Annotated in this window: 27 protein-coding genes; 12 read left to right on the forward strand and 15 right to left on the reverse strand. The window is 66.6% G+C overall.

The window, feature by feature from the left end:
• The first annotated feature begins 5 nt into the window (after positions 1–5).
• Positions 6–548 carry a TlpA family protein disulfide reductase gene (locus E2K76_RS06605; RefSeq protein ID WP_136683494.1) on the forward strand — a complete coding sequence of 181 codons (543 nt, stop codon included), beginning with the start codon at positions 6–8 and terminating at the stop codon, positions 546–548.
• Here the strand turns inward: E2K76_RS06605 and E2K76_RS06610 are convergent.
• On the reverse strand, positions 537–1,085 hold the full coding sequence (locus E2K76_RS06610; protein ID WP_136683495.1) for a DNA-3-methyladenine glycosylase I: 549 nt from the start codon (positions 1,083–1,085) through the stop codon (positions 537–539). The genes E2K76_RS06605 and E2K76_RS06610 overlap by 12 nt on opposite strands.
• Before the next feature lie 97 nt (positions 1,086–1,182).
• Here E2K76_RS06610 and E2K76_RS06615 point away from each other — a divergent pair, with 97 nt between their 5' ends.
• From E2K76_RS06615 to phbB, 3 genes are all read left to right on the forward strand, one after another.
• Positions 1,183–1,992: an EAL domain-containing protein gene (locus E2K76_RS06615; protein WP_136683496.1), complete on the forward strand. Its 810-nt coding sequence runs from the start codon at positions 1,183–1,185 to the stop codon at positions 1,990–1,992.
• A 76-nt stretch (positions 1,993–2,068) separates the two neighbouring features.
• Positions 2,069–3,244, forward strand: a complete 1,176-nt coding sequence (locus tag E2K76_RS06620) for an acetyl-CoA C-acetyltransferase (protein WP_136683497.1) — start codon at positions 2,069–2,071, stop codon at positions 3,242–3,244.
• 53 nt (positions 3,245–3,297) lie between these two features.
• Entirely contained in the window at positions 3,298–4,023 is a 726-nt protein-coding gene (gene phbB, locus E2K76_RS06625) for an acetoacetyl-CoA reductase (RefSeq protein WP_136683498.1), read from the forward strand.
• 54 nt (positions 4,024–4,077) lie between these two features.
• On the opposite strand, the gene E2K76_RS06630 is transcribed toward phbB, so the two are convergent.
• The 3 genes from E2K76_RS06630 to E2K76_RS06640 are packed head-to-tail and all read right to left on the reverse strand — an operon-like array spanning position 4,078 to position 5,292.
• Complete coding sequence (locus E2K76_RS06630) at positions 4,078–4,245, reverse strand: YdcH family protein (protein ID WP_136683499.1); 168 nt, start codon at positions 4,243–4,245, stop codon at positions 4,078–4,080.
• A gap of 55 nt (positions 4,246–4,300) precedes the next feature.
• The gene (locus tag E2K76_RS06635; RefSeq protein ID WP_136683500.1) at positions 4,301–5,089 is read right to left on the reverse strand and encodes a tRNA1(Val) (adenine(37)-N6)-methyltransferase; all 789 of its coding nucleotides are present in this window, start codon (positions 5,087–5,089) and stop codon (positions 4,301–4,303) included.
• Complete coding sequence (locus E2K76_RS06640) at positions 5,068–5,292, reverse strand: putative signal transducing protein (protein WP_136683501.1); 225 nt, start codon at positions 5,290–5,292, stop codon at positions 5,068–5,070. The genes E2K76_RS06635 and E2K76_RS06640 overlap by 22 nt, the downstream gene beginning before the upstream one ends.
• Before the next feature lie 106 nt (positions 5,293–5,398).
• Here E2K76_RS06640 and E2K76_RS06645 point away from each other — a divergent pair, with 106 nt between their 5' ends.
• Complete coding sequence (locus tag E2K76_RS06645; protein WP_246032918.1) at positions 5,399–6,337, forward strand: polyprenyl synthetase family protein; 939 nt, start codon at positions 5,399–5,401, stop codon at positions 6,335–6,337.
• Here E2K76_RS06645 and E2K76_RS06650 read toward each other — a convergent pair.
• The 3 genes from E2K76_RS06650 to E2K76_RS06660 form a co-directional block, all read right to left on the reverse strand.
• On the reverse strand, positions 6,334–7,134 hold the full coding sequence (locus E2K76_RS06650; RefSeq protein WP_136683503.1) for a 4-(cytidine 5'-diphospho)-2-C-methyl-D-erythritol kinase: 801 nt from the start codon (positions 7,132–7,134) through the stop codon (positions 6,334–6,336). The genes E2K76_RS06645 and E2K76_RS06650 overlap by 4 nt on opposite strands.
• Positions 7,124–8,830, reverse strand: a complete 1,707-nt coding sequence (locus tag E2K76_RS06655) for a tetratricopeptide repeat protein (protein ID WP_136683504.1) — start codon at positions 8,828–8,830, stop codon at positions 7,124–7,126. The genes E2K76_RS06650 and E2K76_RS06655 overlap by 11 nt, the downstream gene beginning before the upstream one ends.
• Before the next feature lie 105 nt (positions 8,831–8,935).
• Positions 8,936–10,564 carry an electron transfer flavoprotein-ubiquinone oxidoreductase gene (locus tag E2K76_RS06660; RefSeq protein ID WP_136683505.1) on the reverse strand — a complete coding sequence of 543 codons (1,629 nt, stop codon included), beginning with the start codon at positions 10,562–10,564 and terminating at the stop codon, positions 8,936–8,938.
• A 255-nt stretch (positions 10,565–10,819) separates the two neighbouring features.
• On the opposite strand from E2K76_RS06660, the gene greA reads away from it, so the two are divergent.
• Both greA and E2K76_RS06670 read left to right on the forward strand, forming a co-directional pair.
• Complete coding sequence (gene greA / locus E2K76_RS06665) at positions 10,820–11,290, forward strand: transcription elongation factor GreA (RefSeq protein ID WP_169053223.1); 471 nt, start codon at positions 10,820–10,822, stop codon at positions 11,288–11,290.
• Positions 11,291–11,301: 11 nt separating this feature from the next.
• A complete protein-coding gene (locus E2K76_RS06670; RefSeq protein WP_136683506.1) occupies positions 11,302–12,126 on the forward strand; it encodes a hypothetical protein in 825 nt (274 codons plus the stop codon).
• Here E2K76_RS06670 and E2K76_RS06675 read toward each other — a convergent pair.
• Together E2K76_RS06675 and mobA are read right to left on the reverse strand one after the other, a co-directional pair.
• A complete protein-coding gene (locus E2K76_RS06675; RefSeq protein ID WP_394343928.1) occupies positions 12,123–12,698 on the reverse strand; it encodes a GNAT family N-acetyltransferase in 576 nt (191 codons plus the stop codon). The genes E2K76_RS06670 and E2K76_RS06675 overlap by 4 nt on opposite strands.
• Positions 12,695–13,252 (reverse strand): molybdenum cofactor guanylyltransferase MobA, encoded by a 558-nt coding sequence (gene mobA, locus E2K76_RS06680; RefSeq protein ID WP_136683507.1) that lies wholly within the window; start codon positions 13,250–13,252, stop codon positions 12,695–12,697. Before mobA ends, E2K76_RS06675 begins: the two co-directional genes overlap by 4 nt.
• 80 nt (positions 13,253–13,332) lie before the next feature.
• On the opposite strand from mobA, the gene E2K76_RS06685 reads away from it, so the two are divergent.
• Complete coding sequence (locus tag E2K76_RS06685) at positions 13,333–14,022, forward strand: AzlC family ABC transporter permease (RefSeq protein WP_136683508.1); 690 nt, start codon at positions 13,333–13,335, stop codon at positions 14,020–14,022.
• The gene (locus E2K76_RS06690; RefSeq protein ID WP_136683509.1) at positions 14,019–14,333 is read left to right on the forward strand and encodes an AzlD domain-containing protein; all 315 of its coding nucleotides are present in this window, start codon (positions 14,019–14,021) and stop codon (positions 14,331–14,333) included. The genes E2K76_RS06685 and E2K76_RS06690 overlap by 4 nt, the downstream gene beginning before the upstream one ends.
• Here the strand turns inward: E2K76_RS06690 and E2K76_RS06695 are convergent.
• Genes E2K76_RS06695 through E2K76_RS06705 form a run of 3 tightly spaced genes read right to left on the reverse strand, consistent with a single transcriptional unit; the run spans position 14,330 to position 16,655 of the window.
• Positions 14,330–14,938: a hypothetical protein gene (locus E2K76_RS06695; RefSeq protein ID WP_136683510.1), complete on the reverse strand. Its 609-nt coding sequence runs from the start codon at positions 14,936–14,938 to the stop codon at positions 14,330–14,332. The genes E2K76_RS06690 and E2K76_RS06695 overlap by 4 nt on opposite strands.
• Positions 14,938–15,072 carry an aa3-type cytochrome c oxidase subunit IV gene (locus E2K76_RS06700; protein WP_136683511.1) on the reverse strand — a complete coding sequence of 45 codons (135 nt, stop codon included), beginning with the start codon at positions 15,070–15,072 and terminating at the stop codon, positions 14,938–14,940. Before E2K76_RS06700 ends, E2K76_RS06695 begins: the two co-directional genes overlap by 1 nt.
• A 56-nt stretch (positions 15,073–15,128) precedes the next feature.
• The gene (locus E2K76_RS06705; RefSeq protein ID WP_136683512.1) at positions 15,129–16,655 is read right to left on the reverse strand and encodes an acyl-CoA dehydrogenase; all 1,527 of its coding nucleotides are present in this window, start codon (positions 16,653–16,655) and stop codon (positions 15,129–15,131) included.
• A 73-nt stretch (positions 16,656–16,728) separates the two neighbouring features.
• On the opposite strand from E2K76_RS06705, the gene E2K76_RS06710 reads away from it, so the two are divergent.
• Positions 16,729–17,646 (forward strand): L-threonylcarbamoyladenylate synthase, encoded by a 918-nt coding sequence (locus E2K76_RS06710; RefSeq protein WP_136683513.1) that lies wholly within the window; start codon positions 16,729–16,731, stop codon positions 17,644–17,646.
• 67 nt (positions 17,647–17,713) lie between these two features.
• On the opposite strand, the gene E2K76_RS06715 is transcribed toward E2K76_RS06710, so the two are convergent.
• Entirely contained in the window at positions 17,714–18,121 is a 408-nt protein-coding gene (locus tag E2K76_RS06715; RefSeq protein ID WP_136683514.1) for a hypothetical protein, read from the reverse strand.
• A 100-nt stretch (positions 18,122–18,221) separates the two neighbouring features.
• Between E2K76_RS06715 and hemF the strand changes: the two genes are divergently transcribed.
• Complete coding sequence (gene hemF / locus E2K76_RS06720) at positions 18,222–19,073, forward strand: oxygen-dependent coproporphyrinogen oxidase (protein WP_136683515.1); 852 nt, start codon at positions 18,222–18,224, stop codon at positions 19,071–19,073.
• Positions 19,074–19,130: 57 nt separating this feature from the next.
• Here hemF and E2K76_RS06725 read toward each other — a convergent pair whose 3' ends face one another.
• Positions 19,131–19,949 carry a prephenate dehydratase gene (locus E2K76_RS06725; protein ID WP_136683516.1) on the reverse strand — a complete coding sequence of 273 codons (819 nt, stop codon included), beginning with the start codon at positions 19,947–19,949 and terminating at the stop codon, positions 19,131–19,133.
• A gap of 106 nt (positions 19,950–20,055) precedes the next feature.
• On the opposite strand from E2K76_RS06725, the gene E2K76_RS06730 reads away from it, so the two are divergent.
• Entirely contained in the window at positions 20,056–20,568 is a 513-nt protein-coding gene (locus E2K76_RS06730; RefSeq protein WP_136683517.1) for a c-type cytochrome, read from the forward strand.
• Between the two features lie 24 nt (positions 20,569–20,592).
• On the opposite strand, the gene E2K76_RS06735 is transcribed toward E2K76_RS06730, so the two are convergent.
• Positions 20,593–21,027 carry a YybH family protein gene (locus tag E2K76_RS06735; protein WP_169053224.1) on the reverse strand — a complete coding sequence of 145 codons (435 nt, stop codon included), beginning with the start codon at positions 21,025–21,027 and terminating at the stop codon, positions 20,593–20,595.
• Between the last annotated feature and the right edge of the window lie 131 nt (positions 21,028–21,158).

Raw genomic sequence — 21,158 nt, forward strand, 5'->3', positions numbered from 1 at the left:
TGGAAATGCTGCGTATCGTCTGTGCTGTCGTCTATACCGCCTTGGCCTTCGGTGCAAATCCGGCGATGGCCGATATCGCCGCCGCCGAGGCTGCGAAAGTGGGCGACATGCGCAAGCTTTCGCTGCACGATCCCGAACCGCTGCCCGCGGTGGGGCTGGTCGGTCTGGACGATGCCGAACGGTCGCTGGCCGAGTTTCAGGGCAAGTGGACGGTCGTGAACTTCTGGGCCACGTGGTGCCCGCCCTGCCGCCACGAGATGCCCTCGCTGGACCGTCTTCAGGTCGCGATGCCGGGGATCGAGGTCGTGACCGTCGCGACGGGCCGCAACGCCGTGCCCAAGATCGAGGAGTTCTTCGAGGAAGCCGAAGTGTCGAACGTCGAGGCGCTGCGCGATCCGGGCATGACGCTGGCGCGGCAGGTGGGCGTGATGGGGCTGCCTGTGACGCTGATCGTGAACCCCGAGGGGCAGATCGTGGGCCGCCTGACCGGGGATGCCGAATGGGACAGCCCGGATGCGCTGGCGGTGCTTGGCGCCCTAGGCGGCTGAGGCGCAGAGCTTTCGCGCAAAGCAATCGGGGTGATGGTCGTTCACCATCCCTGTCGCCTGCATGAAGGCATAGGTGATCGTCGGCCCGCAGAACTTGAACCCGCGTTTCTTCAGATCCTTGGAAATGCGGCGCGACAGGTCCGTCTCGGTCATGTTGTAGGTTTCGGACTGGATCGGTTTGCCGTCCAGATAGTCCCAGAGATAGCCCGCGAAATCCTCTATCTCCAGATAGGCGCGGGCGTTCAGGATCGCCCCCTCGATCTTGCCGCGATGGCGCACGATGCCGGGATCGGCCAACAGGCGCTGCACGTCCGATTCGCCCCAGCTTGCGATGACCTGCGGATCGAAGCCCTGAAACGCCGCGCGGAAGGCGTCACGTTTGCGCAGGATGGTGATCCAGGCCAGCCCGGCCTGAAACCCGTCGAGGATCAGCTTTTCCCAAAGCGCGCGCGAATCCCGTTCAGGAACGCCCCATTCCGTGTCGTGATAGGCGAGGTAGAGCGGATCGGTCCCGCACCAGTGGCAGCGTGTTTGCATGGCGAGATTTGCCTAAAATTGGAACGAAACCGGAATCTATACGATTTGTTTACGGCCCGTGCGCCAGTCTGTCCACCGTCAGCGCAAGGGGTAGGGCATGTCAAAGCCAGTGGTCGATGGGACGCCGATCGGCTTCGCCATTTCGGAAAACGACAAGCGGACGATGGCGATGGTTTCCGCCGCGCTGGACGAAAGGCGCGTCGCACTGGCCTATCAGCCGGTGGTTCTGGGGACGGACCCCGAACAGATCGCCTTCTATGAAGGGTTGATCCGGGTGATGGAGCCGTCGGGCCGCATCATCCCCGCCCGCGACTTCATGGACGCGGTGGAGGAGCAGGAGACCGGGCGGCGCATCGACTGCGCCGCGCTGGAGCTTGGCCTTGCCGCGCTGCGCAAGACGCCGACGCTGCGGCTGGCGATCAACATGTCGGCGCGGTCCATCGGCTATGCCCCGTGGATGCGGGTGCTGATGGCGGGTCTGGGGCAGGACGCGACCGTGGGCGAGCGGCTGATTCTTGAGATCACCGAAAGCTCGGCCATGCTGGTGCCAGAGCTGGTTACGGCCTTCATGGACGATCTGCAGAAATACGGCATCGCCTTCGCACTAGATGATTTCGGCGCGGGCTTCACCGCGTTCCGGTATTTCAAGGATTTCTTCTTCGACATGGTCAAGATCGACGGGCAGTTCATCCGCTCGATCCAGAAGGACCCCGACAATCAGGTGCTGACCCGCGCGCTGATGTCCATTGGCCGCCAATTCGAGATGGTGACGGTGGCCGAGTCGGTCGAAACGGTCGAAGAGGCGGAATTCCTTCGCGCTTTGGGCGTCGATTGCCTTCAGGGTTATTTGTTCGGCGCCCCCTCCATCCGCCCGGCATGGGCGGAGGACGCGCGAAAAAGGGCCTGAGCCGAACGTCTTCCCCTTGTCATTTTCGATCCTTACCCAATTCTAGAGAGAGTTCGGTGGACCTGGGAGAAGTCGCATGACCAATGTCGTTATCGTATCGGCCGCACGCACCGCCGTGGGCAGCTTTGGCGGAGCCTTCGCCGGCATCCCCGCACATGAACTCGGCGCCGCCGTGATCGAGGAAGTGGTCCGCCGCGCAGGGGTCGAGAAGGCCGAGGTCGAGGAGACGATCCTTGGTCAGGTGCTGACGGCGGGGCAGGGGCAGAACCCGGCGCGTCAGGCACATATCCTTGCCGGGTTGCCGCAGGAAAGCTCGGCCTGGGGGATCAACCAGGTTTGCGGATCGGGCCTGCGGGCGGTCGCGCTGGGCGCGCAGCACATCCAGTTGGGCGATGCGTCGATCGTCGTCGCGGGCGGGCAGGAGAACATGAGCCTGTCGCCCCATGTCGCCAATCTGCGCAACGGTCAGAAGATGGGCGACATGAGCTTCGTCGATTCGATGATCAAGGACGGGCTGTGGGACGCCTTCAACGGCTATCACATGGGCCAGACGGCCGAAAACGTCGCCAGCCAATACCAGATCGGCCGCCAACAGCAGGATGAATTCGCGCTGGCCAGCCAGAACAAGGCCGAAGCCGCGCAGAAGGCCGGGCGTTTCAAGGACGAGATCGTCCCCTTCACCGTCAAGACCCGCAAGGGCGAGACCGTGGTCGATGCCGACGAATACATCCGTCATGGCGCGACCATCGATGCGATGACCAAGCTGCGTCCCGCCTTCGCCAAGGACGGCTCTGTCACCGCGGGCAACGCATCGGGGCTGAACGACGGTGCGGCGGCGGTGCTGCTGATGTCCGAAGATGAAGCCGCGCGCCGGGGTCTGACCCCGCTGGCCCGCATCGCCTCTTATGCCACGGCGGGTCTGGACCCCAAGATCATGGGCGTCGGCCCGATCTATGCCAGCCGCAAGGCGCTGAAGAAGGCGGGCTGGAACGCCGCCGATCTGGACCTGATCGAAGCGAACGAGGCCTTCGCCGCGCAAGCCTGTGCCGTGAATCAGGAAATGGGGTGGAACACCGATCTGGTGAACGTCAACGGCGGCGCCATCGCCATCGGCCACCCCATCGGCGCATCGGGGGCGCGTATCCTCAACACCCTGATTTTCGAGATGAAACGCCGTGATGCGGCGAAAGGTCTCGCGACGCTGTGCATCGGGGGCGGAATGGGCGTTGCCATGTGCATCGAAAAAATCTGAAACTGAAATGGCGCGGCGGACTACCGCGCCGCAAGGATCCAAAGGGGGGACGAATGTCGCGAGTTGCATTGGTCACGGGGGGCACCCGTGGCATCGGGGCCGCCATTTCCATCGCTTTGAAGGCCGCCGGGTATCGCGTCGCCGCGAACTACGCCGGAAATGACGACGCTGCAGCCAAATTCACGGCCGATACGGGCATTCCCGCCTTCAAATGGTCGGTCGCCGATTACGATGCCTGCGCCGCAGGAATCGCCAAGGTCGAGGCGGAGATCGGTCCCGTCGAGGTGCTGGTCAACAATGCCGGCATCACGCGCGATGCCATGTTCCACAAGATGACGCCCCAGCAATGGCGCGAGGTGATCGACACCAACCTGAACGGCGTCTTCAACATGACGCATCCGGTCTGGTCGGGGATGCGGGATCGCAAATTCGGGCGCGTGGTCAACATCTCGTCCATCAACGGCCAGAAGGGGCAGGCGGGACAGGCGAACTATTCCGCAGCCAAGGCTGGCGATCTGGGCGTCACCAAGGCGCTGGCTCAGGAAGGCGCACGCGCGGGAATCACCGTCAACGCGATCTGCCCCGGCTATATCGGGACCGAGATGGTGCGTGCCATCGACGAGAAGGTTCTGAAGGAGCGCATCCTGCCGCAGATCCCGGTGGGGCGCTTGGGCGAGCCCGAGGAAATCGCGCGCGCCGTGGTCTTTCTGGCCTCTGACGAGGCGGGCTTCATCACCGGGTCGACCCTGACCGCCAATGGCGGCCAGTATTTCGCGTGATGCAACCTTGGGTTGATCGCAGGGCGCCGACGGGGAACGTCGGCGCCCTTTCCTTCAGGCCTGCGACAGGCGGCTGATTTCTTCCTTCAGACGAAGCTTCTGCTTCTTCATCTCTGCAATCGTCAGCGGGTCGGTGGAGGGCTGCCGCTGTGCGGCGACCACGTTGTCCGAGAGGGATTCGTGCTTGCGGCGCAGTTCCTGCAGGTGCGAAGCGATCGTCATTCCATTCTCCTTCTGATTGCGTGTAAAAGAATTACGACACAGCTTTCGAGTCGTGTCACCTGTCTCTTTGACCACTTGGCGGCGAGATGCTGATGCAGCGCCCCAATGGCTGCGGAAAGCCGCAGCCCTGCCGGAGAATTGAGCGGGCCGGATCTGTGAAATCGTCACCGTCCTGATTATGTGCCGCGCCCGCATGAAGGATGAATGGCGCTGCCAGCGTGAACGCCGCACGCCCGCCTTTGCGCGCCTGCACGACGATCCGCTTTGCCGCCCGCCCCTCGCGGGCTGCCAGAGGCAGGACCGTGACCGAGCCGAGCGTTCCCGGCATCCCGCGCATCGCATCCGGCAAACGGTCCGCGCCCAGAATCAGCGTCGCCCAGCCGCCGGGCCGCAGCCGCCGCGCCATCGCCGCCAGCCAATCGGCCAGCGGCAGCCCTTCGCGCAAGGCCAGATCGCGCCCTGCATCCGCCGAAGCGGTGCCGCCCGCGTAATAGGGCGGGTTGGCCATGACATGATCGAACGCCCCGCGGATCGGCATCGCGGCGACATCCCCCTCGACGACCTGCATGTCGATCCCGTTGCGCGCCGCATTCTCGCGCGCCAGCGCGGCATAGGGGGTCTGGATCTCCAGCCCCGTCAGCCCGACGGCAACCCTGCGGCCAAGGCACAGGCTTGCCACCCCCGCGCCGCAGCCCAGCTCCAGCACCGTCTGCCCCGGCAGCGCAGGCACGGCGGCGGCCATCAGCACCGGATCGGTGGCCGCACGATACCCTTCGCGCGGTTGCAGCACCCGCAACCGCCCGCCAAGGAAGCCGTCCTCGGTCAGTTGCTCGGGGGCGAACATGGGATGTCGTTGTCTTCCATGACCTTGCGCGCGATGAAATGGTCGGCATCCGCCACCATCAACCGGCGCGGGAATATGCCGATGCCGCCTTCGAGGATGCTCATGTGGACGTCCATCGGAAAGCTGGTTATACCCTCGCCCTGAAGCAGCGCCTGGGCGAAAGCGATCACGGTTGGGTCGGTGGTGCGCAGAAGCTCCTTCATCCAGATTTGATAGGCGGCAGGCCACGGCTTGTCGAGAGATGGGGTTCACGTGGACGAGCTTTCCCACAAACCGCACGACCGGCTGGCGAGCTGGCTGGCAGACGACATGAACGCGGTGAACGCGCTGATCCGCGATCGCATGGCCTCGCGCCATGCCCCGCGCATACCCGAGGTGACGGCACATCTGGTCGAGGCGGGCGGCAAACGCCTGCGCCCGATGCTGACGCTGGCCGCGGCACGGATCTGCGGCTATGGCGGCCCCTTCCACATCCATCTGGCGGCGACGGTCGAATTCATCCACACCGCGACGCTGCTGCATGACGATGTGGTCGATGAAAGCCAGCGGCGGCGGGGGCGGCCCACCGCGAACCTGCTGTGGGACAACAAATCATCGGTGCTGGTCGGGGATTACCTGTTCGCGCGGTCCTTCCAGCTGATGGTCGAGCCGGGGCGTCTGGATATCCTGAACGTGCTGTGCAACGCCGCCGCGACCATTGCCGAGGGCGAGGTGCTGCAACTGACCGCCGCGCAGGATCTTGCGACGACCGAAGAAATTTATCTTCAGGTGGTGCGCGGCAAGACGGCGGCGCTGTTTTCCGCCGCGACCGAGGTGGGCGGGATGATCGCCGGCGCTTCCGACGCGCAGGTGACGGGGTTGCGCGACTATGGCGACGCGCTGGGCATCGCGTTCCAGATCGTTGACGATCTGCTGGATTACGGCGGATCGGCGGATGCGATCGGCAAGAACGTGGGCGACGATTTCCGCGAACGCAAGCTGACCCTGCCGGTCATCAAGGCGGTGGCGAAGGCTGATGCGGACGAACGCGCCTTCTGGACACGCACCATCGCCAAGGGCGACCAGCACGACGGCGATCTGGCGCAGGCGCAGGCGATCATGGCGCGGCACGGCGCGATGGAGGCGGCACGGGCCGACGCGCTGGCATGGGCCGGGCGCGCCAAGGATGCGCTGTCGCCGCTGCCCGATCACGTGCTGCGCGATCTGCTGGGCGATCTGGCCGATTACGTCGTGGCGCGTATCCGCTAACCTTCCATCGGCGCGGCGGCGGTCCACCATTCCGCGGGCAGGGCTGCCGCCCCGGCGCGGGCCTCGGCCTCGGTCCCGAACAGGCCAAAGCAGGTTGCGCCCGATCCAGACATGCGGGCGAACAAACAGCCGGGCAGGGCGGTCAGCGCCGCCTTCACATCCGCGATGACCGGGGCGATGCGGATGGCCGCAGGTTCCATGTCGTTGCGGGTCGTATGAAGCCAGCGCGCCAAAGCGAGCGCATCTGCAAAGGCCGGAACCTCTGGCATCGGCGGGCCGAACCCATCCAGCGTGCGAAACACCTGCGGGGTCGAAACCGCCACGCGCGGATTGGCCAGCACCAGCCATGCGGGCGGCACCGCCACAGGCTCCAGCCCCTCGCCCACGCCGGTCATCCGCACGGCGCGGCCCAAGAGGCAAACCGGCACATCCGCGCCCAGACCCAGAACCGCCGCTGGATCGGGCAAGGGCCGGCCCATCCGTTCCAGCGCCCGAAGCGTCGCCGCCGCATCGGCAGAACCGCCACCGATCCCTGACGCCACAGGCAGCCGTTTTTCCAGATGCAGCCGCGCACCGCCCATCAGCGCCGCCGCGCGGGTCACGAGGTTCTCGCCCACCAGCGCCTGCGCCTCGGGACCGTCCACGGTCAGCGACATCGCGCCGTCCTGCGCGGTGACGCTATCGCCCACCCCGGCAAACACGACCAGACTGTCCAGCAGGTGATAGCCGTCGGCCCGCCGCCCGGTGACGTGCAGCGTCAGGTTCACCTTCGCCCGCGCGAAGGCGTCAGTTGCCATGAGCGTTCTGGGCCAGCTTGGTTGCGAAGGCGCCTTGGCCTTCTTCGGACAACACGCCGTCCAGCCCGATCTCCAGCTTGCGCTTGATGCGCGTCTCCAGCGCCTCGTCCGGTTCGAACGACAGGGCGCGGCGCCATTGGAAGCGGGCTTCGGTCTTGCGTCCCACGGCCCAATAGACGTCGCCCAGATGGTCCGTCAGGATCGCATCCTCCGGCTCCAGCTCGGCCGCCTTTTCCATCGGGGCCACGGCTTCGTCGAAGCGGCCCAGCTTGAAGAAGGCCCATGCGAGGCTGTCCTGAATCGCACCGCTGTCCGGGCGGGCGGCGACGGCGCGTTCGATCATGTCCAGCGCCTCGGGCAGATTGCGCCCCTGTTCCACCAGCGAATAGCCCAGATAGTTCAGAACATGCGGCTGTTCCGGGTCCAGTGCCAACGCCTGCCGCAGGTCGGCCTCGGCCTCGTCCCACTGGTCCAGCTGTTCATGCGACATGCCGCGGCTGAAGAAGATCGGCCAGTGGCGGCGGTCCGGTGTGCCCAGAAGCGCCTCCACCTTGTCATAGGCGGTGATGGCTTCGGGATACCGTTCCTCGCGCCGCAACGCATCGCCAAGCGCAAGCTGGACGGACAGCGCGTCCTGATGGTCGGACGCAAGCACCTTCAACACTTCGATCGCGTCCGCGCCGCGATCCTCGGCGAACATCGCCTCGGACCGGCCGACGACGGCGGCAACGTAAAGCGGATCGCTTTCGGGCACGGCGGCATAGGTTTCGATCGCCAGCGGGGTCTGCCCCTGCGCGGCCAGCAGGTCCGCGCTCATGACGATGGCTTCGGTGTGATCGGGGCGCAGCGCGGCGGCGGCGCGGGTATAGACGAGGGTATATCCATCCTCCGCCTCTCCGCTCAGCGCGGCGGCAAGGGTGTAGAACACCTCGGCAATCCCCTCGCGGGCATTGCGGGCGATGTCGTAGTCCAGCGCCTCGCCCGCAGCCAGCTTGGCCCGCAGCGGCGCGACGGTGGGATCGTCGGCGGTGAAGGCACCGTCCAGCACGGCCAGCGCATCCTCGGTCCGTTCAAGCTGGCTCAGGATCTCGGCATGGGCGATGACACCCCGGCGCAGAAGGGCGATGCCCTGGCCATCCTTGCCGGCAAGGATGGCATCCGCCCCCTCCATATCGCCGGCCGAAGCCAGGGCGAGCGCCTTGTGGTAAAGGCCGAACGCCTCAAGCCCCTCGGTCCCGGCGATGGCGTCGAAAGAGGCCAGCGCCTCGGTCACGCGCCCGTCGCCAAGCTGCGCCCAGGCCGTGACCAGCCGTTCCAGCAGCGCGCCGACCGCGTGCAGATCCTGCTGCGCGCCAAGAGCGGCGGCGTAATCGTCGGCCTTCAGCGATTCCACCAGCAAGGCCAGCGTCATCGACTGGCTTTTCAGCCCCGTCGCCTGAAGCGCGCGTGCGGCATGGGCGGCCTTTTCGAAATCGCCCAGCGCGATATTGGCGATGATGACGCCTTCCATCAGCGCCGGGTTCTGCCGGTCCGAGATCAGCGCCTTGGAAAACCACGCCGCGGCGGCGCGGTGGTCACGGTCGCTGCCAGCCACCCGCGCGGCAAGATAGGCACCGGAATCCTGCGCAAGAGCGCCCTGCGCCATCAAGGCAAGGATCAGGGCGAATGCGGGGCGGGCGAGGTTCGGTCTGCGCATGACTACTCCGGCGGCGTTCCGGCGAGGATAGGGGCGGGCAGGGGCAGAGGCAAACGCTTCACGCCCCGCTTGCCCGAAATCGCGGAATTATGCCGCGGAAGTGATCTACATGTTCGGATAATTCGGCCCATCGCCGCCTTGGGGCGTTGTCCATGTGATGTTTTGCGGCGGGTCCTTGATGTCGCAGGTCTTGCAGTGGACGCAGTTCTGGAAGTTGATGACGAAGCGGTTCTCGACGACCTCATACACCCCCGCCGGGCAGTAGCGTTGCGCGGGTTCGGCAAAGGTCGGCAGGGTATAGGCGATGGGGATGGACGGGTCCGTCAGCTTCAGGTGCGCGGGCTGGGATTCCTCGTGGTTGGTGAAGGAAAACGCCACGTTGGTCAGCCGGTCGAAGGACAGTTTGCCGTCGGGTTTGGGATAGTCGATGGGGGCGAAGTCGGCGGCCTTGCCGGTCGCCTGCGCATCGGTCTTGCCGTGTTTGACCGTGCCGAAGAATGACAGGCCGAACAGGCTGTTCGTCCACATGTCCAGCCCCCCGGCGGCCAGAGAGGCCATGAGGCCATAGCGCGACCAGATCGGTTTGACGTTGCGCACCGGCTTCAGGTCGGCGGCGATCGGACCCGTCCGCACGGCGGTCTCGTATGCGGTCAGCTCGTCGCCCTCGCGGCCCGCGCGCAGGGCCTCGACCACCGCCTCGGCGGCGGCCTTGCCCGACAGCATGGCGTTGTGGTTGCCCTTGATGCGCGGCAGGTTGACCATCCCGGCGCTGCAACCCAGCAGCGCCACGCCGGGTGCGACCAGTTTCGGCAACGACTGCCAGCCGCCCTCGGTGATCGCCCGCGCGCCATAGGCCACACGTTTGCCGCCCTTCAGCAGTTCGGCCACCATCGGGTGATGCTTGAACCGCTGAAACTCCTGATACGGATAGAGATAGGGGTTCTCATACCCCAGATGGACCACGAAGCCGATCAGAACCTGATTGTTTTCAGCGTGATAGATGAACGACCCGCCGCCCGCATTCTTGCCCAGGGGCCAGCCCATCGTGTGCGTCACGGTGCCAAGCCGGTGCTTTTCGGGATCGATCTCCCAGATCTCCTTCATCCCAAGGCCGAACTTCTGCGGCTCGTGACCAGCGCCGAGGTCGTATTTCCGGAACACCTGTTTCGACAGGCTGCCGCGCACGCCTTCGCCCAAGAGGACGTATTTCCCGTGCAACTCCATCCCCGGCTCGTAGTTCGGGCCGGGCGTTCCGTCCGCCTCCAGCCCGAACTCGCCCGCGACCACGCCCTTCACGCGGTCCCCGTCCATCACCAGCTGCGACGCAGCCATGCCCGGAAAGATCTCCACCCCCAAGGCTTCGGCCTGTTTCGCCAGCCAGCGGCAGACATTGCCCATGCTGACGATGTAATTGCCGTGATTGCTCATCAGCCCCGGCATCGGCCAGTTCGGAACCCGGATCTTTCCCGCCTCGCCCAGAAGGTAGAAGTTGTCCTCCGTCACCTCGACGCTGATCGGCGCGCCGCGCGTCCGCCAGTCGGGCAGCAGCGCGTCCAGCCCCACCGGGTCCAGAACCGCACCCGACAGGATATGCGCCCCGATCTCGGACCCCTTCTCCAGCACGACGACCGACAGATCCGCATCCAGCTGCTTCAGCCGGATCGCCGCCGACAAACCCGCAGGACCCCCGCCGACGATGACAACGTCATATTCCATCGATTCGCGTGTGGTCATGCTATCGCTCCCGGCTGGGGTGCCTTACCCCTGGCTGATCTTGAAACAAGGTTTTGTGACGCAAGGGCCAGCCAAGGTCAATCTTGACCCGACAGCACTTTCCCGCCACCGACGCGCCGCGTTGCGACACGCTTCCGCCTGCTTCCGGCATTGTGCTTGCATTCGGCGCGCCCATCGGGTCAGGTGATCAGGAAGACAGACCCAAGTCACGCGCCCATTTCGGGCCCGTGGCTTTGCTTTTACTGGTAAGGGCCGATGGAAAAGATCCCGATGACGCGCGCGGGTTTTGCCGCGCTGGACGAAGAACTCAAGACCCTGAAATCGGTCGAGCGCCCCGCCGTGATCCGCGCGATTTCCGAAGCGCGCGAACATGGCGATCTGTCTGAAAACGCCGAATACCACGCCGCCCGCGAAAAGCAGAGCTTCATCGAAGGCCGCATCAAGGAGCTGGAAGCGATGCTCGGCATGGCCGACGTGATCGACCCGACGAAACTGTCGGGCGCGATCAAGTTCGGCGCGACCGTCACGCTGGTGGACGAGGATACCGAGGAGGAGCGCACCTATCAGATCGTGGGCGAGCCGGAGGCGGATCTGGAAAAGGGCCTTCTGAACATGCGCTCGCCGCTGGCCCGTGCGCTGATCGGCAAGGACGAAGGCGACACCGTCGAAGTGAAGACCCCCGGAGGCGACCGCAGCTACGAGGTGCTGACGGTCCGTTACGTCTGATGAACGGTCCGGTGAAAACCCATCCCGACGAGCCCTTGGGTCAGATCGAGGTGGCTGGCGCCATCGCGGGCGCGCTTTGGTTCGGTGTCCTGCTGTTCTGGTGGCTGTCGCAGCCCGAGGGGCAGGGGCCGGGGCTTTTGATGACGGCGTTCCTGATGGTGCTGCCGCTGGCGATGATCGTGGGGCTGGTTTCCAGCCTGCGATCGGTCCGGCTGCTGCGGGCCGAGGCGGAACGGCTGCGGATGGCGCTGGACGTGCAGCGTCAGAATGCCCCGCCGCGCCCCTCTGCCGTGCGCGCACCGCCGCAGCCTGCGCCGCCGCCCGAAGAACAGACCGTCTTCGCGCTGGACGTGCCGGAGCCGTCGCAGTTGACCATCGCGGATTACATCGTCGCCATGAACTTCCCCGATTCCGAGGATGATGCCGAAGGGATCAACGCGCTGAACCTCGCGCTGGCCGATCACGACACGGCCAAGGTCATCCGCGCCGCGCAGGATGTGCTGACGCTGCTGTCGCAGGACGGGGTGTTCATGGATGATCTGGCGTCCGAACCGGCCCCGGCCGAAGCATGGCGGCGGTTCGGCGCGGGCGAGCGTGGGCCGTCGGTTGCCCAGCTTGGCGGCGTCACGGACCGCAATGTGCTGAACATCGTCGGCCAGCGGATGCGCGATGATCAGATTTTCCGCGATGCCGCACATCACTTCCTGCGCGCCTTCGACCGCAGCGTGTCGGGCTTCATCCGCGCGGCGACGGATACCGAACTGGAATGGTTCGGCCAGACGCGGACCTCCCGCGCCTTCATGCTGCTGGGCCGCGCGACAGGCACCTTCGACTAAAGCCCGCGCACCATCGTGACCGTCGCGCCGAACCCGAACAGGGGCGCGGCGGCCCCAAGCCTGTCGCTTCCGACGGCAACGAAGCCCAGCCGTTCATAGAGCGCCCGCGCGCGCAGGTTCGTGTCCACCACATCCAGCCGCACCGCGTCATATCCCCGTCTTGCGCCTTCGTGGCAGATGGCGGCGATCAGCGCGGTGCCGATGCCCTGTCCGCGCCACGGTGCGGCGACGCAAAGCCCGTCGATCAGAAAGCGTTCGTTGTCCACATCCGTGTGCAGCATCGACAATGCGATTCCGCGCCATGCCGCGCCGAAGAAGCCATAGGCGCGACGCAGCTCCAGTGCGGACCCTCCGACGAAGGCGCCTTGGGCGGTCTTGAACCCGGCAAGGCCAAGAAGCTGGCCGCCATCCGTCGCCGCGATGACATGATCGGTGCGGATCGCGCGGGCGACGAAGGCCCGGGCGCGCGGGGACGGCCCCATCACGCGGTCCAGCTTCGGGCCGAACGCCTCCCAATAGAGCGCGGCGGCCTGATCGCGCATCGCGTCCGGCAGGCCGCGCTCGATCCTCACAGCAGCGCCTTGGCGGCAGCCAGATCCTCGGGGGTGTTCAGGTTCAGAAACTCGCGCCCATCGGGGAAATCGACTGGCGTCGCCCCGATGCTGGCAGCGAAGTCCCCGACCCGGCGCTGCCCCGAACCCAGCCATGCCTCCAGAGCGGAGAGCGCGGAAACCGGCCAAAGCGCACAGGTGGGGTGCAGACGCCCGCCCGCCCGCGCCAGCGCCGCGCCTGGCCAGTGCAGGCACAGCATCGGCACCAGATCCCCGGGCAGGAAAGGCACATCAACCGGCACGGTCACGACAGCATCCGCACCCAGCCCCGCCGCCCAGCGCAGCCCCGCCAGAACCCCGGAAAGCGGCCCCTGCGGATCGTCGTCCGGCAGGACCGTGCCGCGGAACCGCGCCGGATCGCCATTGGCCGAGATCGCCAGCGCCCCCACCTGCGGCTCCAGCCTTGCGCGGACGCGGGCGACCATCGGCACGCCGCCAAGCGGCAACAGCGCCTTGTCCGCGCCGCCCATCCGCCGCCCTTCGCCCCCCGCAAGGATCACGCCGAAGATACGCATTCCATCCGCCGCCGTTGCATCCGTCCCATGATCCGCCTATGCCCGTCGCAAGGCAATTCGTAAACCCCCGAGGTATCGTCATGTCGGCCTTCCGGGACGGGCTCCGCGGCTCCATCCCCTTCGTCTTCGTGGTCTCTCCCTTTGGTCTGCTGTTCGGTGTCGTCGGGACCGAGGCGGGCCTGAACCTGCTGGAGGTGATGGGCTTTTCCGTGCTGGTCATCGCGGGCGCCTCGCAATTCGCGGCGCTTCAGCTTTATGCCGAAAATGCACCGACGCTGATCATCCTTGCCACGGCGCTGGCGGTGAACCTGCGTCTGGCGATGTATTCCGCCGCGCTGACCCCGCATTTCGGCGCGGCGCCGATGTGGCAGCGGGCGCTGATCGCCTATGCGCTGGTCGATCAGAACTTCGCCGGCAGCATGTCCGAGTTCGAGCGGAGGGAGATGACGACCGCGCAGAAGGTCGCCTATTTCGCGGGGGCTTCGACGACGATCATGCCCGCGTGGTATCTGGCGACGCTGATCGGCGCGGTCGCGGGCAGTGCGATCCCCCCATGGATGGCGCTGGATTTCGCGCTGCCCATCACCTTCCTTGCGATGATCGGGCCCATGCTGCGGACCTTGCCGCATGTGGCGGCCTGCATCGTGTCGGTTGCAGCGTCGCTGTTCTTTGCGTTTCTGCCCTATGGCACGGGCGTTCTGGTCGCGGCTGCGCTGGCGATGGTGGTCGGCGCGCAGGTCGAGCTTTGGCAGAAAAGGCGCGCGGCATGAAGCTCTGGATCATCATCATCGGCCTCGGGGTCGGGACATACCTGCTGCGGCTGTCCTTTCTGGCCTTTGCGGGTGGGCGGCAGTTTCCGGAATGGGCGCTGCGGCACCTGCGCTATACGGCGGTGGCGGTTCTGCCCGCGCTGATCGCGCCGGGGGTGCTTTGGCCCGCCGCCACGGGCGGACAGCCCGACCCCGCGCGGCTTGCGGCGGCTGCGGCCACCATCGCGGTGGCGGTCTGGACCAGAAATACGCTTTGGGCGATCGGGGCGGGGGCGGCAGTGCTTTACGCCACCCTCGCCCTGATCGGTTAGTTGGTCAGGCGCGGATCGCCCGCCTGCACCAGCAGAACGCCGTGGTTCTTGTCGGCGCTGTCATCGGTGATGGTGCGTTTCACGACGCCCGGAAGCTGGTCGAACCGCTGCATCAGCTTGGTGGGATACCATGTGCGGCCCACATCCTCGAACCCCGGCACACCGTCCAGCACCCCGGTGATCGCGCGGGCGCAATGCGCCTTGGGAACCGCGCCATAGGACTGCATGCGCTGCGCCACCATGGCCGCGACCTGCGGCGTGACGGGGACGGTCTGTTCGACGACGTCATAAGTCTCGCGCGCGTGGTAGTCGATATAGAAGGCGACCATCTTGTCCGTCATGCCATACAGCACGTCGTTGCGTTCCGGCACGTCGGGGTGGTTCCAGCTTCCGGCGGGGTCGAAGATGATCCGCTGCGCCCCGTTCACCATCAGCCCCGAATGCCCGCTGGACCCGTCGCGTTTGCGCACCACGGTGAACAGCGTGACCGAAGTCGGTGCCTGCGAGGTATAGACCGCGCGGGTGACGGCCGCGTCATCGGCCCATTTCGGCTCGGCGCAGGCGGCAAGGGTCAGCAGCCCCAGAAGGCACAGGATCAGGCGCATCAGATGTTGACGAGCGCGAGGAAGATCAGGATCGCCGCGATCAGGATGCAGCCCCATTTCACGAACCAAAGAAAGCCCGCGAAGGTCTTCTCCTGGGTGGTGATGTCCATGCTGCCGACTTTGTGTTCCGCCACGGGTCCGTTCCTTCCCTTGTCCTCTGTTCGCCCAATAGCCGATTCCGCTTGTTCTGTCACGCGCTTGGCACGTCCTCCAGCGCCTCGGCAGCGAGGGCGGCGTGCTCGGGCAACACATTGCGCAGCATGAAGCGGGCGAGGGGCGCGCGGGCGGGGTCTGCCTCGGCGGCGCGCAGGTGCCAGTGGGTGCCCAAGGTCAGCGCGAAGGCGCGCAGATAGGGCGCGGCGCCGGCCAGACGGTCCTGCACCGTACGGGCCAGAAGCGCCTGCGTGACATGGCGCAGGGTCTGCGCGGCTTCGGCAAGATCGGGGTGCATCTCGTCCAGCAGGGCGAAGGCGGCGGCACCGTCATCCGACAGCTTGCGCCCGATCAGGTCGATGGCCTGGATGCCGTTGGTGCCTTCGTAGATCGCGGTCACGCGCACGTCGCGCCAAAGCTGGGCCGCGCCGGTCTCCTCGATATAGCCCATGCCGCCATGGACCTGAATGCCAAGGTCCGCGACCCGCATCCCGGTTTCGGTGCCGAAGGATTTGGCGATCGGCGTCAGGAAGGCGGCGCGGGCGGTGTTCCCCGCATCGGCGGCGGCAGCGCAGGACAGGGCGATGGCGCGGGCTGCGAAGGTTTCCGCCCGCATCCGGGCCAGCATCCGGCGCACATCGGGATGGTTCGCGATGGGGCCATTCTGGATGCGCTGGGCGGCATGGGCCTCGGCCAGTTGGCAGGCGGCTTCGGCCACGCCGATGCCTTGGGTCGCGACGCCAAGGCGGGCGTTGTTCATCATCGTGAACATCGCGGCCATGCCCTTGTGCGGCTCGCCGATGATCCAGCCCGTCGCGCCGCCATACTCCATCACGGCGGTGGGCGATCCATGCAGGCCCAGCTTGTGCTCCAGGCTCAGGACGCGCAGCGCGTTGCGGCTGCCATCCGGCAGGATCTTGGGCACCATGAACAGGCTGATCCCCTTGGTCCCGGCAGGTGCATCCGGCAGGCGGGCCAGCACCAGATGGCAGACGTTGTCGGTAAAGTCGTTGTCGGCCCATGTGATGAAGATCTTCTGCCCCGTGATGCGGAAGGTATCACCCTCCGGCACCGCGCGGGTGGTCAGCGCGCCCACGTCGGACCCGGCCTGCGGTTCGGTCAGGTTCATCGTGCCAGACCATTCGCCCGAGATGAGCTTCGGCAGATACAGCGCCTTCATCTCGGGGCCGGCGTGATGCTCCAGCGCCTCGATCTGGCCTTGGGTCATCAGCGGGTTCAGTTGCAGCGCAAGGCAGGCCGAGGCCATCATCTCGTTCACGGCGGTCGCGACCGACAGCGGCAGGCCAAGGCCCCCATGGTCGGGCGAGGCGCAGATGCCGATCCAGCCCCCATCCGCGATGGCACGGTAGCCTTCGGCGAAACCGGGCGGGGTGCGGGTCACGCCATTCTCCAGCCGCGCGGGATGGGTGTCGCCGATGCGTTGCAGCGGGGCGAGGGTGCTTTCGCACAGACGTGCGGCCCCGGTCAGGATGTCATGGGCATCGTCGGTGCCTTGCAGGTCGCTCAGGAGGCGGAAGTCGTCCAGCGGGGCGGTATAGGGCATCGTCTCCTCCTTGCATGCGGCAGGGGGGGAGGATAGCCAAGGGTTTTCCGCCAGCAATACGGGACGCTGCGTCATGGAGACCCGCCTTCTGACAGATACCGCCGAGGCCGCGCTGATCCTGCGCGGTGGCGGGCTGGTCGCGTTCCCGTCCGAGACTGTCTATGGCCTTGGCGGCGATGCGCGGTCGGATACGGCGGTGGCGCGGATCTACGAGGCGAAGGGGCGGCCGCAGTTCAACCCGCTGATCGTGCATCTGCCGGATGCCGAGGCGGTGGCGCGATATGCCGTGTTGCCGGAGGGCTTCGGACGGCTGGCGCAGTTCTGGCCGGGGCCGCTGACGCTGGTTCTGCCGCTGCGCGAGGATGCGGGCCTGTCGCCGCTGGTCACGGCGGGGCTGGACAGCGTGGCGGTGCGGGTTCCTGCGCATCCTGTGACGCGGGCCTTGCTGCGCGATTTCGGCGGACCGCTGGCGGGGCCGTCGGCGAACCCATCCGGGCGGATCAGCCCGACGCGGGCGGCGCATGTGCTGGACGGGCTTTCGGGCCGGATCGAGGCGGTGCTGGAGGGCGGGGCTTCGGCGGTCGGGGTGGAATCGACGATCCTCGGGCTGGTGGGCGCGCCGGTGCTGCTGCGCCCCGGCGGCGTTCCGCGCGAGGCGCTGGAGGCGGTTCTGGGGCCGCTGGCCATGGGCGGGGACGCGTCCGCGCCGTCCGCGCCGGGCCAGCTTCTGTCGCATTACGCGCCGCGCGGGCGGGTGCGACTGAACGCGGTGGCAGGGCCGGGAGAGGTCGCGATCGGCTTCGGGACGGGGGGGCTGGATCTGTCGCCCTCGGGCGATCTGGTGGAAGCGGCGGCGAACCTGTTCCACATGCTGCGCGAGGCGGACCGGCTGGCGGGCGAGGATGGCGTGATCGCCGTCGCGCCGGTGCCAGAACATGGGCTGGGGCTGGCGATCAACGACCGGCTGCGGCGGGCGGCGGCCCCCCGGTAGCCGGGGGGACCGCCCGGCTCAGGCCTCCCTTGCGGGAAGCCATCGCCGGGCGGTGCTGCCGCGTGCCTTATTCTTCGGGAAAGGCTGCCTCGCAGCGGGCGACGGCGGGGCCGGCCTGTGCGGCAAGCTGCGTGCGTTTTTCCCGCAGCCCTTCCAGCAGGCGGCGTTCCTGATTCAGGTCCACCGCCTTGGCCCGCGTCCGCGTTTCGGTCACATCGTCCCAGCACATGCGCGGCGCGCCCGCGACCACGCGCCCATCGCTCAGCACGCGGGGATACCAGCCGCACTGGCGATAGACGGGGCGGGAGGTTTCGTATTCTTCCAGCGCATAGCCGCGGCGAAGCGTGGCATCCGATTTCGCGATCAGGCTTTCCACCGTGCGCAGGTCGCGCGTGACGGTGCTGATACAGCGTTCCTGCTGCGTGGCGCAGGCCGAGAGGATCAGAAGCAGGGGAAGAATGGAAAGGCGTTTCATCGCATGTCTCCTCTGCGGCAATATTTAGCGCAAGGTTGCGCCCATTCCAATGGCCCGCATCCGCGCCGGGTGATAGACCGGGGCGCATAGGAGAAGACCCATGGACCAGCAGAAAACCCGCGCCTCCGAATGGTTTCGCAGCCTTCGCGACACGATCGTCGCCGCGTTCGAGACGGCGGAGGATACGACCCGGTCGGACCTGCCACCGGGCCGGTTCGAGGTGACGCCGACGACGCGGCCCGATGGCGGCGGCGGCCTGATGAGCGTGATGCGTGGCGGGCGGCTGTTCGAGAAGGTGGGCGTGAACGTGTCCACCGTGCATGGGGTGCTGTCCGGTCCGGCGCAGAAGGCGATGGCGGCGCGGGGCGTGCCGGGGATGGATGCGGACCCACGCTTCTGGGCATCGGGGATCAGCCTCGTCGCCCACATGCGAAACCCGCATTGCCCGGCGGTGCATATGAACACGCGGATGTTCTGGACCCCCGGCGCGTGGTGGTTCGGCGGCGGGGCGGATTTGAACCCCTGCATCGAATATCCCGAGGATACCGCGCATTTCCACGACACGTTGCGCGCGGCCTGCAACGATCACGGGCACGACTATTACGCCCGGTTCAAGGCATGGGCGGACGAGTATTTCTTCATCCCGCACCGGGGCCGGGCGCGGGGCGTCGGCGGCATCTTCTATGACGATCTGAACACCGGCGACTGGGAGGCGGATTTCGCCTTCACCGGGGCCGTGGGGCGGGCGTTCCTGCCCGCGTTCCTGCCCTTGGCCGATCTGCGCCGCGATACCGAGTGGTCGGAGGCCGACCGCGATGCGCAGTTGGTCCACCGTGGGCTCTATGCCGAATACAACCTTGTCTATGACCGGGGCACGAAATTCGGTCTGGAATCAGGGCATGACGCCAATGCCGTCCTGATGTCCCTGCCGCCGCTGGCCAAGTGGGTCTAGCGGCAGCACCGCCCGGCGATGGCCCCGGCGGGGCCTGAGCCGGGCGGTCCCCCCCCGTCACCCGCGGGGATAGACGCCCAGCACGTTCACATGCGTCGTGAAATAGGCCAGCTCCTCCAGCGCAAGTTTCACGTTCGGATCTTCCGGGTGGCCCTCGATGTCGGCATAGAACTCGGTCGCGACGAAGGATCCGCCGACCATGTAGCTTTCCAGCTTGGTCATGTTGATCCCATTGGTCGCAAAGCCACCCATCGCCTTGTAAAGCGCCGCCGGGATGTTGCGCACCCGGAAGGTGAAGGTCGTGACCATCTTCGGTGCCCGCCGCGACGGATCGGCCACCCGCGACATGACCAGAAACCGCGTCGTGTTGTTCGACTGGTCCTCGATCCCCCGCGCCAGCACGTCGAGGCCGTAGATCTCGCCCGCGAGGTCCGAAGCCAGCGCCGCCAGTTCCCGCTCGCCCTTTTCCGCCACGATCTTCGCCGATCCGGCGGTATCCGCGCCCGTGACCGCCGTGATTCCGTGATCCTTCAGGAACTCGCGCACCTGTCCCAGCAGCACCGTATGGCTCATCGCGCGCTTCACCTCGGGCAGCGTCACGCCCGGAACGCCCAGCAGGCTGATCTGCACGCGCACGAAAGCCTCGTCCACGATGTGCAGGCCGGAATTGGGCAGCAGCGAATGGATGTCCGCCACGCGGCCATAGGTCGAATTTTCCACCGGCAGCATCGCCAGATCGGCCTCGCCCGACCGACAAGCCTCGATCGCATCCTCGAAGGTGCGGCAGGGGATCACCTCCATCCCCGGCCGGGCCTGACGGCAGGCGGCGTGGGAATAGGCACCAAGTTCCCCCTGAAAGGCGATGCGTCCGGTCATGTCTGTCTCCCCAAAGGCTGGTCCCGGAACGACTATCGCTTGAAACGAAAGGAGGGAAGCGGATAGATGGGTGCCGAGGAGACATGAGGCCAGGGAACCAAGCGACATGTTCGATACGATGACGATGACGAAAGTGGTGGGCGCCGGGTGCGGCTCGCTGCTCGTCCTTCTTCTGGGGTCGTGGGCGGCGGAGGCGCTCTATACCACCAGCACGCCGAGCCATGGCGACGAGGAACATGCGCAGGCCTATACAATCGACACCGGGGTCGAAGAAGTCGCGGCCGAGGATGCCGTGCCCTTCGCGGACCTGCTGGCCGCTGCCGATGCGTCGAAGGGCGAGGCCGTGTTCAACAAGTGCAAGGCCTGCCACAAGCTGGACGGCACGGACGCCACCGGCCCGCATCTGGACGGCATCGTGGACAAGGCCAAGGCCGCGTCCGAGGGCTTCGCCTATTCCCCTGCGCTGGCCGGAATGGCGGGTGATACATGGACGGCGGAAAACCTGAGCGACTTCCTTGAAAACCCGCGCGGTTATGCGCCGGGCACCAAGATGACCTTCGCCGGTCTGCCCAACCCCGAAGAACGCGCGAACCTGATCGCGTGGCTGCAAACGCAGTAACGTCGCGCCGCCCCTCGGGGCGGCCTATTCCGGCACCAGTTCCGTCATCGCGCGCCCGCTGCCATCCATCGCCATCGGATAGCTGCCGTGTTCATGCACGATCCGCCATGTGCCGCCCATCCGGCGCAGCACGACCGTGCGGCGGTTCCACGCATCCAGCGGCCCTGCGCCCGTCTTGATGCCGCGCATCCGGCTGGGCCCGAAGACGACGGCAACATCGCCGTCCACGATCACCTGCGGGTCTTCCAGCCGTGTCGTCACGCCGCCCTCCCACGTGCCGAACCAGTCGCGCAGGCCGTCGGCCACGCGCGCGGGGTCATGTGCGTATCGCAGCGGCGGGGGCAGGTCGAACATCTCGGCCCCGTCCGCGATCGGGGCCATGACGCCGCCCACATCGCCTTTCGCAACCGCATCCTCCTGCCGCCGCAGGGTCGCCAGAATCGCCTCGCTGTCCGACATCGCGATATCCTCCCGGCCCGAGCTTACCATACCCCGTGGCCTTTTGCGCGGCGTGCCGCATATCTCACGCATTCGCAACTTGAGGTCGGTGCGGCAAGCGGCCTACGATGACGCGAGTTGGATTGCAGGAG

It is taken from the genome of Falsirhodobacter xinxiangensis (assembly GCF_004959935.1).
Classification (GTDB): domain Bacteria; phylum Pseudomonadota; class Alphaproteobacteria; order Rhodobacterales; family Rhodobacteraceae; genus Falsirhodobacter; species Falsirhodobacter xinxiangensis.

Excerpts from the sequence above, each read along its gene's own strand:
- phbB (WP_136683498.1), top strand. The coding sequence starts at position 3,298 with ATGTCGCGAGTTGCATTGGTCACGGGGGGCACCCGTGGCATCGGGGCC.
- hemF (WP_136683515.1), top strand. The coding sequence starts at position 18,222 with ATGGACCAGCAGAAAACCCGCGCCTCCGAATGGTTTCGCAGCCTTCGC.
- E2K76_RS06690 (WP_136683509.1), top strand. The coding sequence starts at position 14,019 with ATGAAGCTCTGGATCATCATCATCGGCCTCGGGGTCGGGACATACCTG.
- greA (WP_169053223.1), top strand. The coding sequence starts at position 10,820 with ATGGAAAAGATCCCGATGACGCGCGCGGGTTTTGCCGCGCTGGACGAA.
- E2K76_RS06615 (WP_136683496.1), top strand. The coding sequence starts at position 1,183 with ATGTCAAAGCCAGTGGTCGATGGGACGCCGATCGGCTTCGCCATTTCG.
- E2K76_RS06695 (WP_136683510.1), bottom strand. The coding sequence starts at position 14,938 with ATGCGCCTGATCCTGTGCCTTCTGGGGCTGCTGACCCTTGCCGCCTGC.
- E2K76_RS06620 (WP_136683497.1), top strand. The coding sequence starts at position 2,069 with ATGACCAATGTCGTTATCGTATCGGCCGCACGCACCGCCGTGGGCAGC.
- E2K76_RS06660 (WP_136683505.1), bottom strand. The coding sequence starts at position 10,564 with ATGACCACACGCGAATCGATGGAATATGACGTTGTCATCGTCGGCGGG.
- E2K76_RS06650 (WP_136683503.1), bottom strand. The coding sequence starts at position 7,134 with ATGGCAACTGACGCCTTCGCGCGGGCGAAGGTGAACCTGACGCTGCAC.
- E2K76_RS06725 (WP_136683516.1), bottom strand. The coding sequence starts at position 19,949 with ATGACCGGACGCATCGCCTTTCAGGGGGAACTTGGTGCCTATTCCCAC.
- E2K76_RS06685 (WP_136683508.1), top strand. The coding sequence starts at position 13,333 with ATGTCGGCCTTCCGGGACGGGCTCCGCGGCTCCATCCCCTTCGTCTTC.
- E2K76_RS06605 (WP_136683494.1), top strand. The coding sequence starts at position 6 with ATGCTGCGTATCGTCTGTGCTGTCGTCTATACCGCCTTGGCCTTCGGT.
- mobA (WP_136683507.1), bottom strand. The coding sequence starts at position 13,252 with ATGCGTATCTTCGGCGTGATCCTTGCGGGGGGCGAAGGGCGGCGGATG.
- E2K76_RS06655 (WP_136683504.1), bottom strand. The coding sequence starts at position 8,830 with ATGCGCAGACCGAACCTCGCCCGCCCCGCATTCGCCCTGATCCTTGCC.
- E2K76_RS06705 (WP_136683512.1), bottom strand. The coding sequence starts at position 16,655 with ATGCCCTATACCGCCCCGCTGGACGACTTCCGCCTCCTGAGCGACCTG.
- E2K76_RS06635 (WP_136683500.1), bottom strand. The coding sequence starts at position 5,089 with ATGTTCGCCCCCGAGCAACTGACCGAGGACGGCTTCCTTGGCGGGCGG.
- E2K76_RS06735 (WP_169053224.1), bottom strand. The coding sequence starts at position 21,027 with ATGTCGGACAGCGAGGCGATTCTGGCGACCCTGCGGCGGCAGGAGGAT.
- E2K76_RS06640 (WP_136683501.1), bottom strand. The coding sequence starts at position 5,292 with ATGAAGGAGCTTCTGCGCACCACCGACCCAACCGTGATCGCTTTCGCC.
- E2K76_RS06610 (WP_136683495.1), bottom strand. The coding sequence starts at position 1,085 with ATGCAAACACGCTGCCACTGGTGCGGGACCGATCCGCTCTACCTCGCC.
- E2K76_RS06730 (WP_136683517.1), top strand. The coding sequence starts at position 20,056 with ATGTTCGATACGATGACGATGACGAAAGTGGTGGGCGCCGGGTGCGGC.
- E2K76_RS06715 (WP_136683514.1), bottom strand. The coding sequence starts at position 18,121 with ATGAAACGCCTTTCCATTCTTCCCCTGCTTCTGATCCTCTCGGCCTGC.
- E2K76_RS06645 (WP_246032918.1), top strand. The coding sequence starts at position 5,399 with ATGAACGCGGTGAACGCGCTGATCCGCGATCGCATGGCCTCGCGCCAT.
- E2K76_RS06630 (WP_136683499.1), bottom strand. The coding sequence starts at position 4,245 with ATGACGATCGCTTCGCACCTGCAGGAACTGCGCCGCAAGCACGAATCC.
- E2K76_RS06710 (WP_136683513.1), top strand. The coding sequence starts at position 16,729 with ATGGAGACCCGCCTTCTGACAGATACCGCCGAGGCCGCGCTGATCCTG.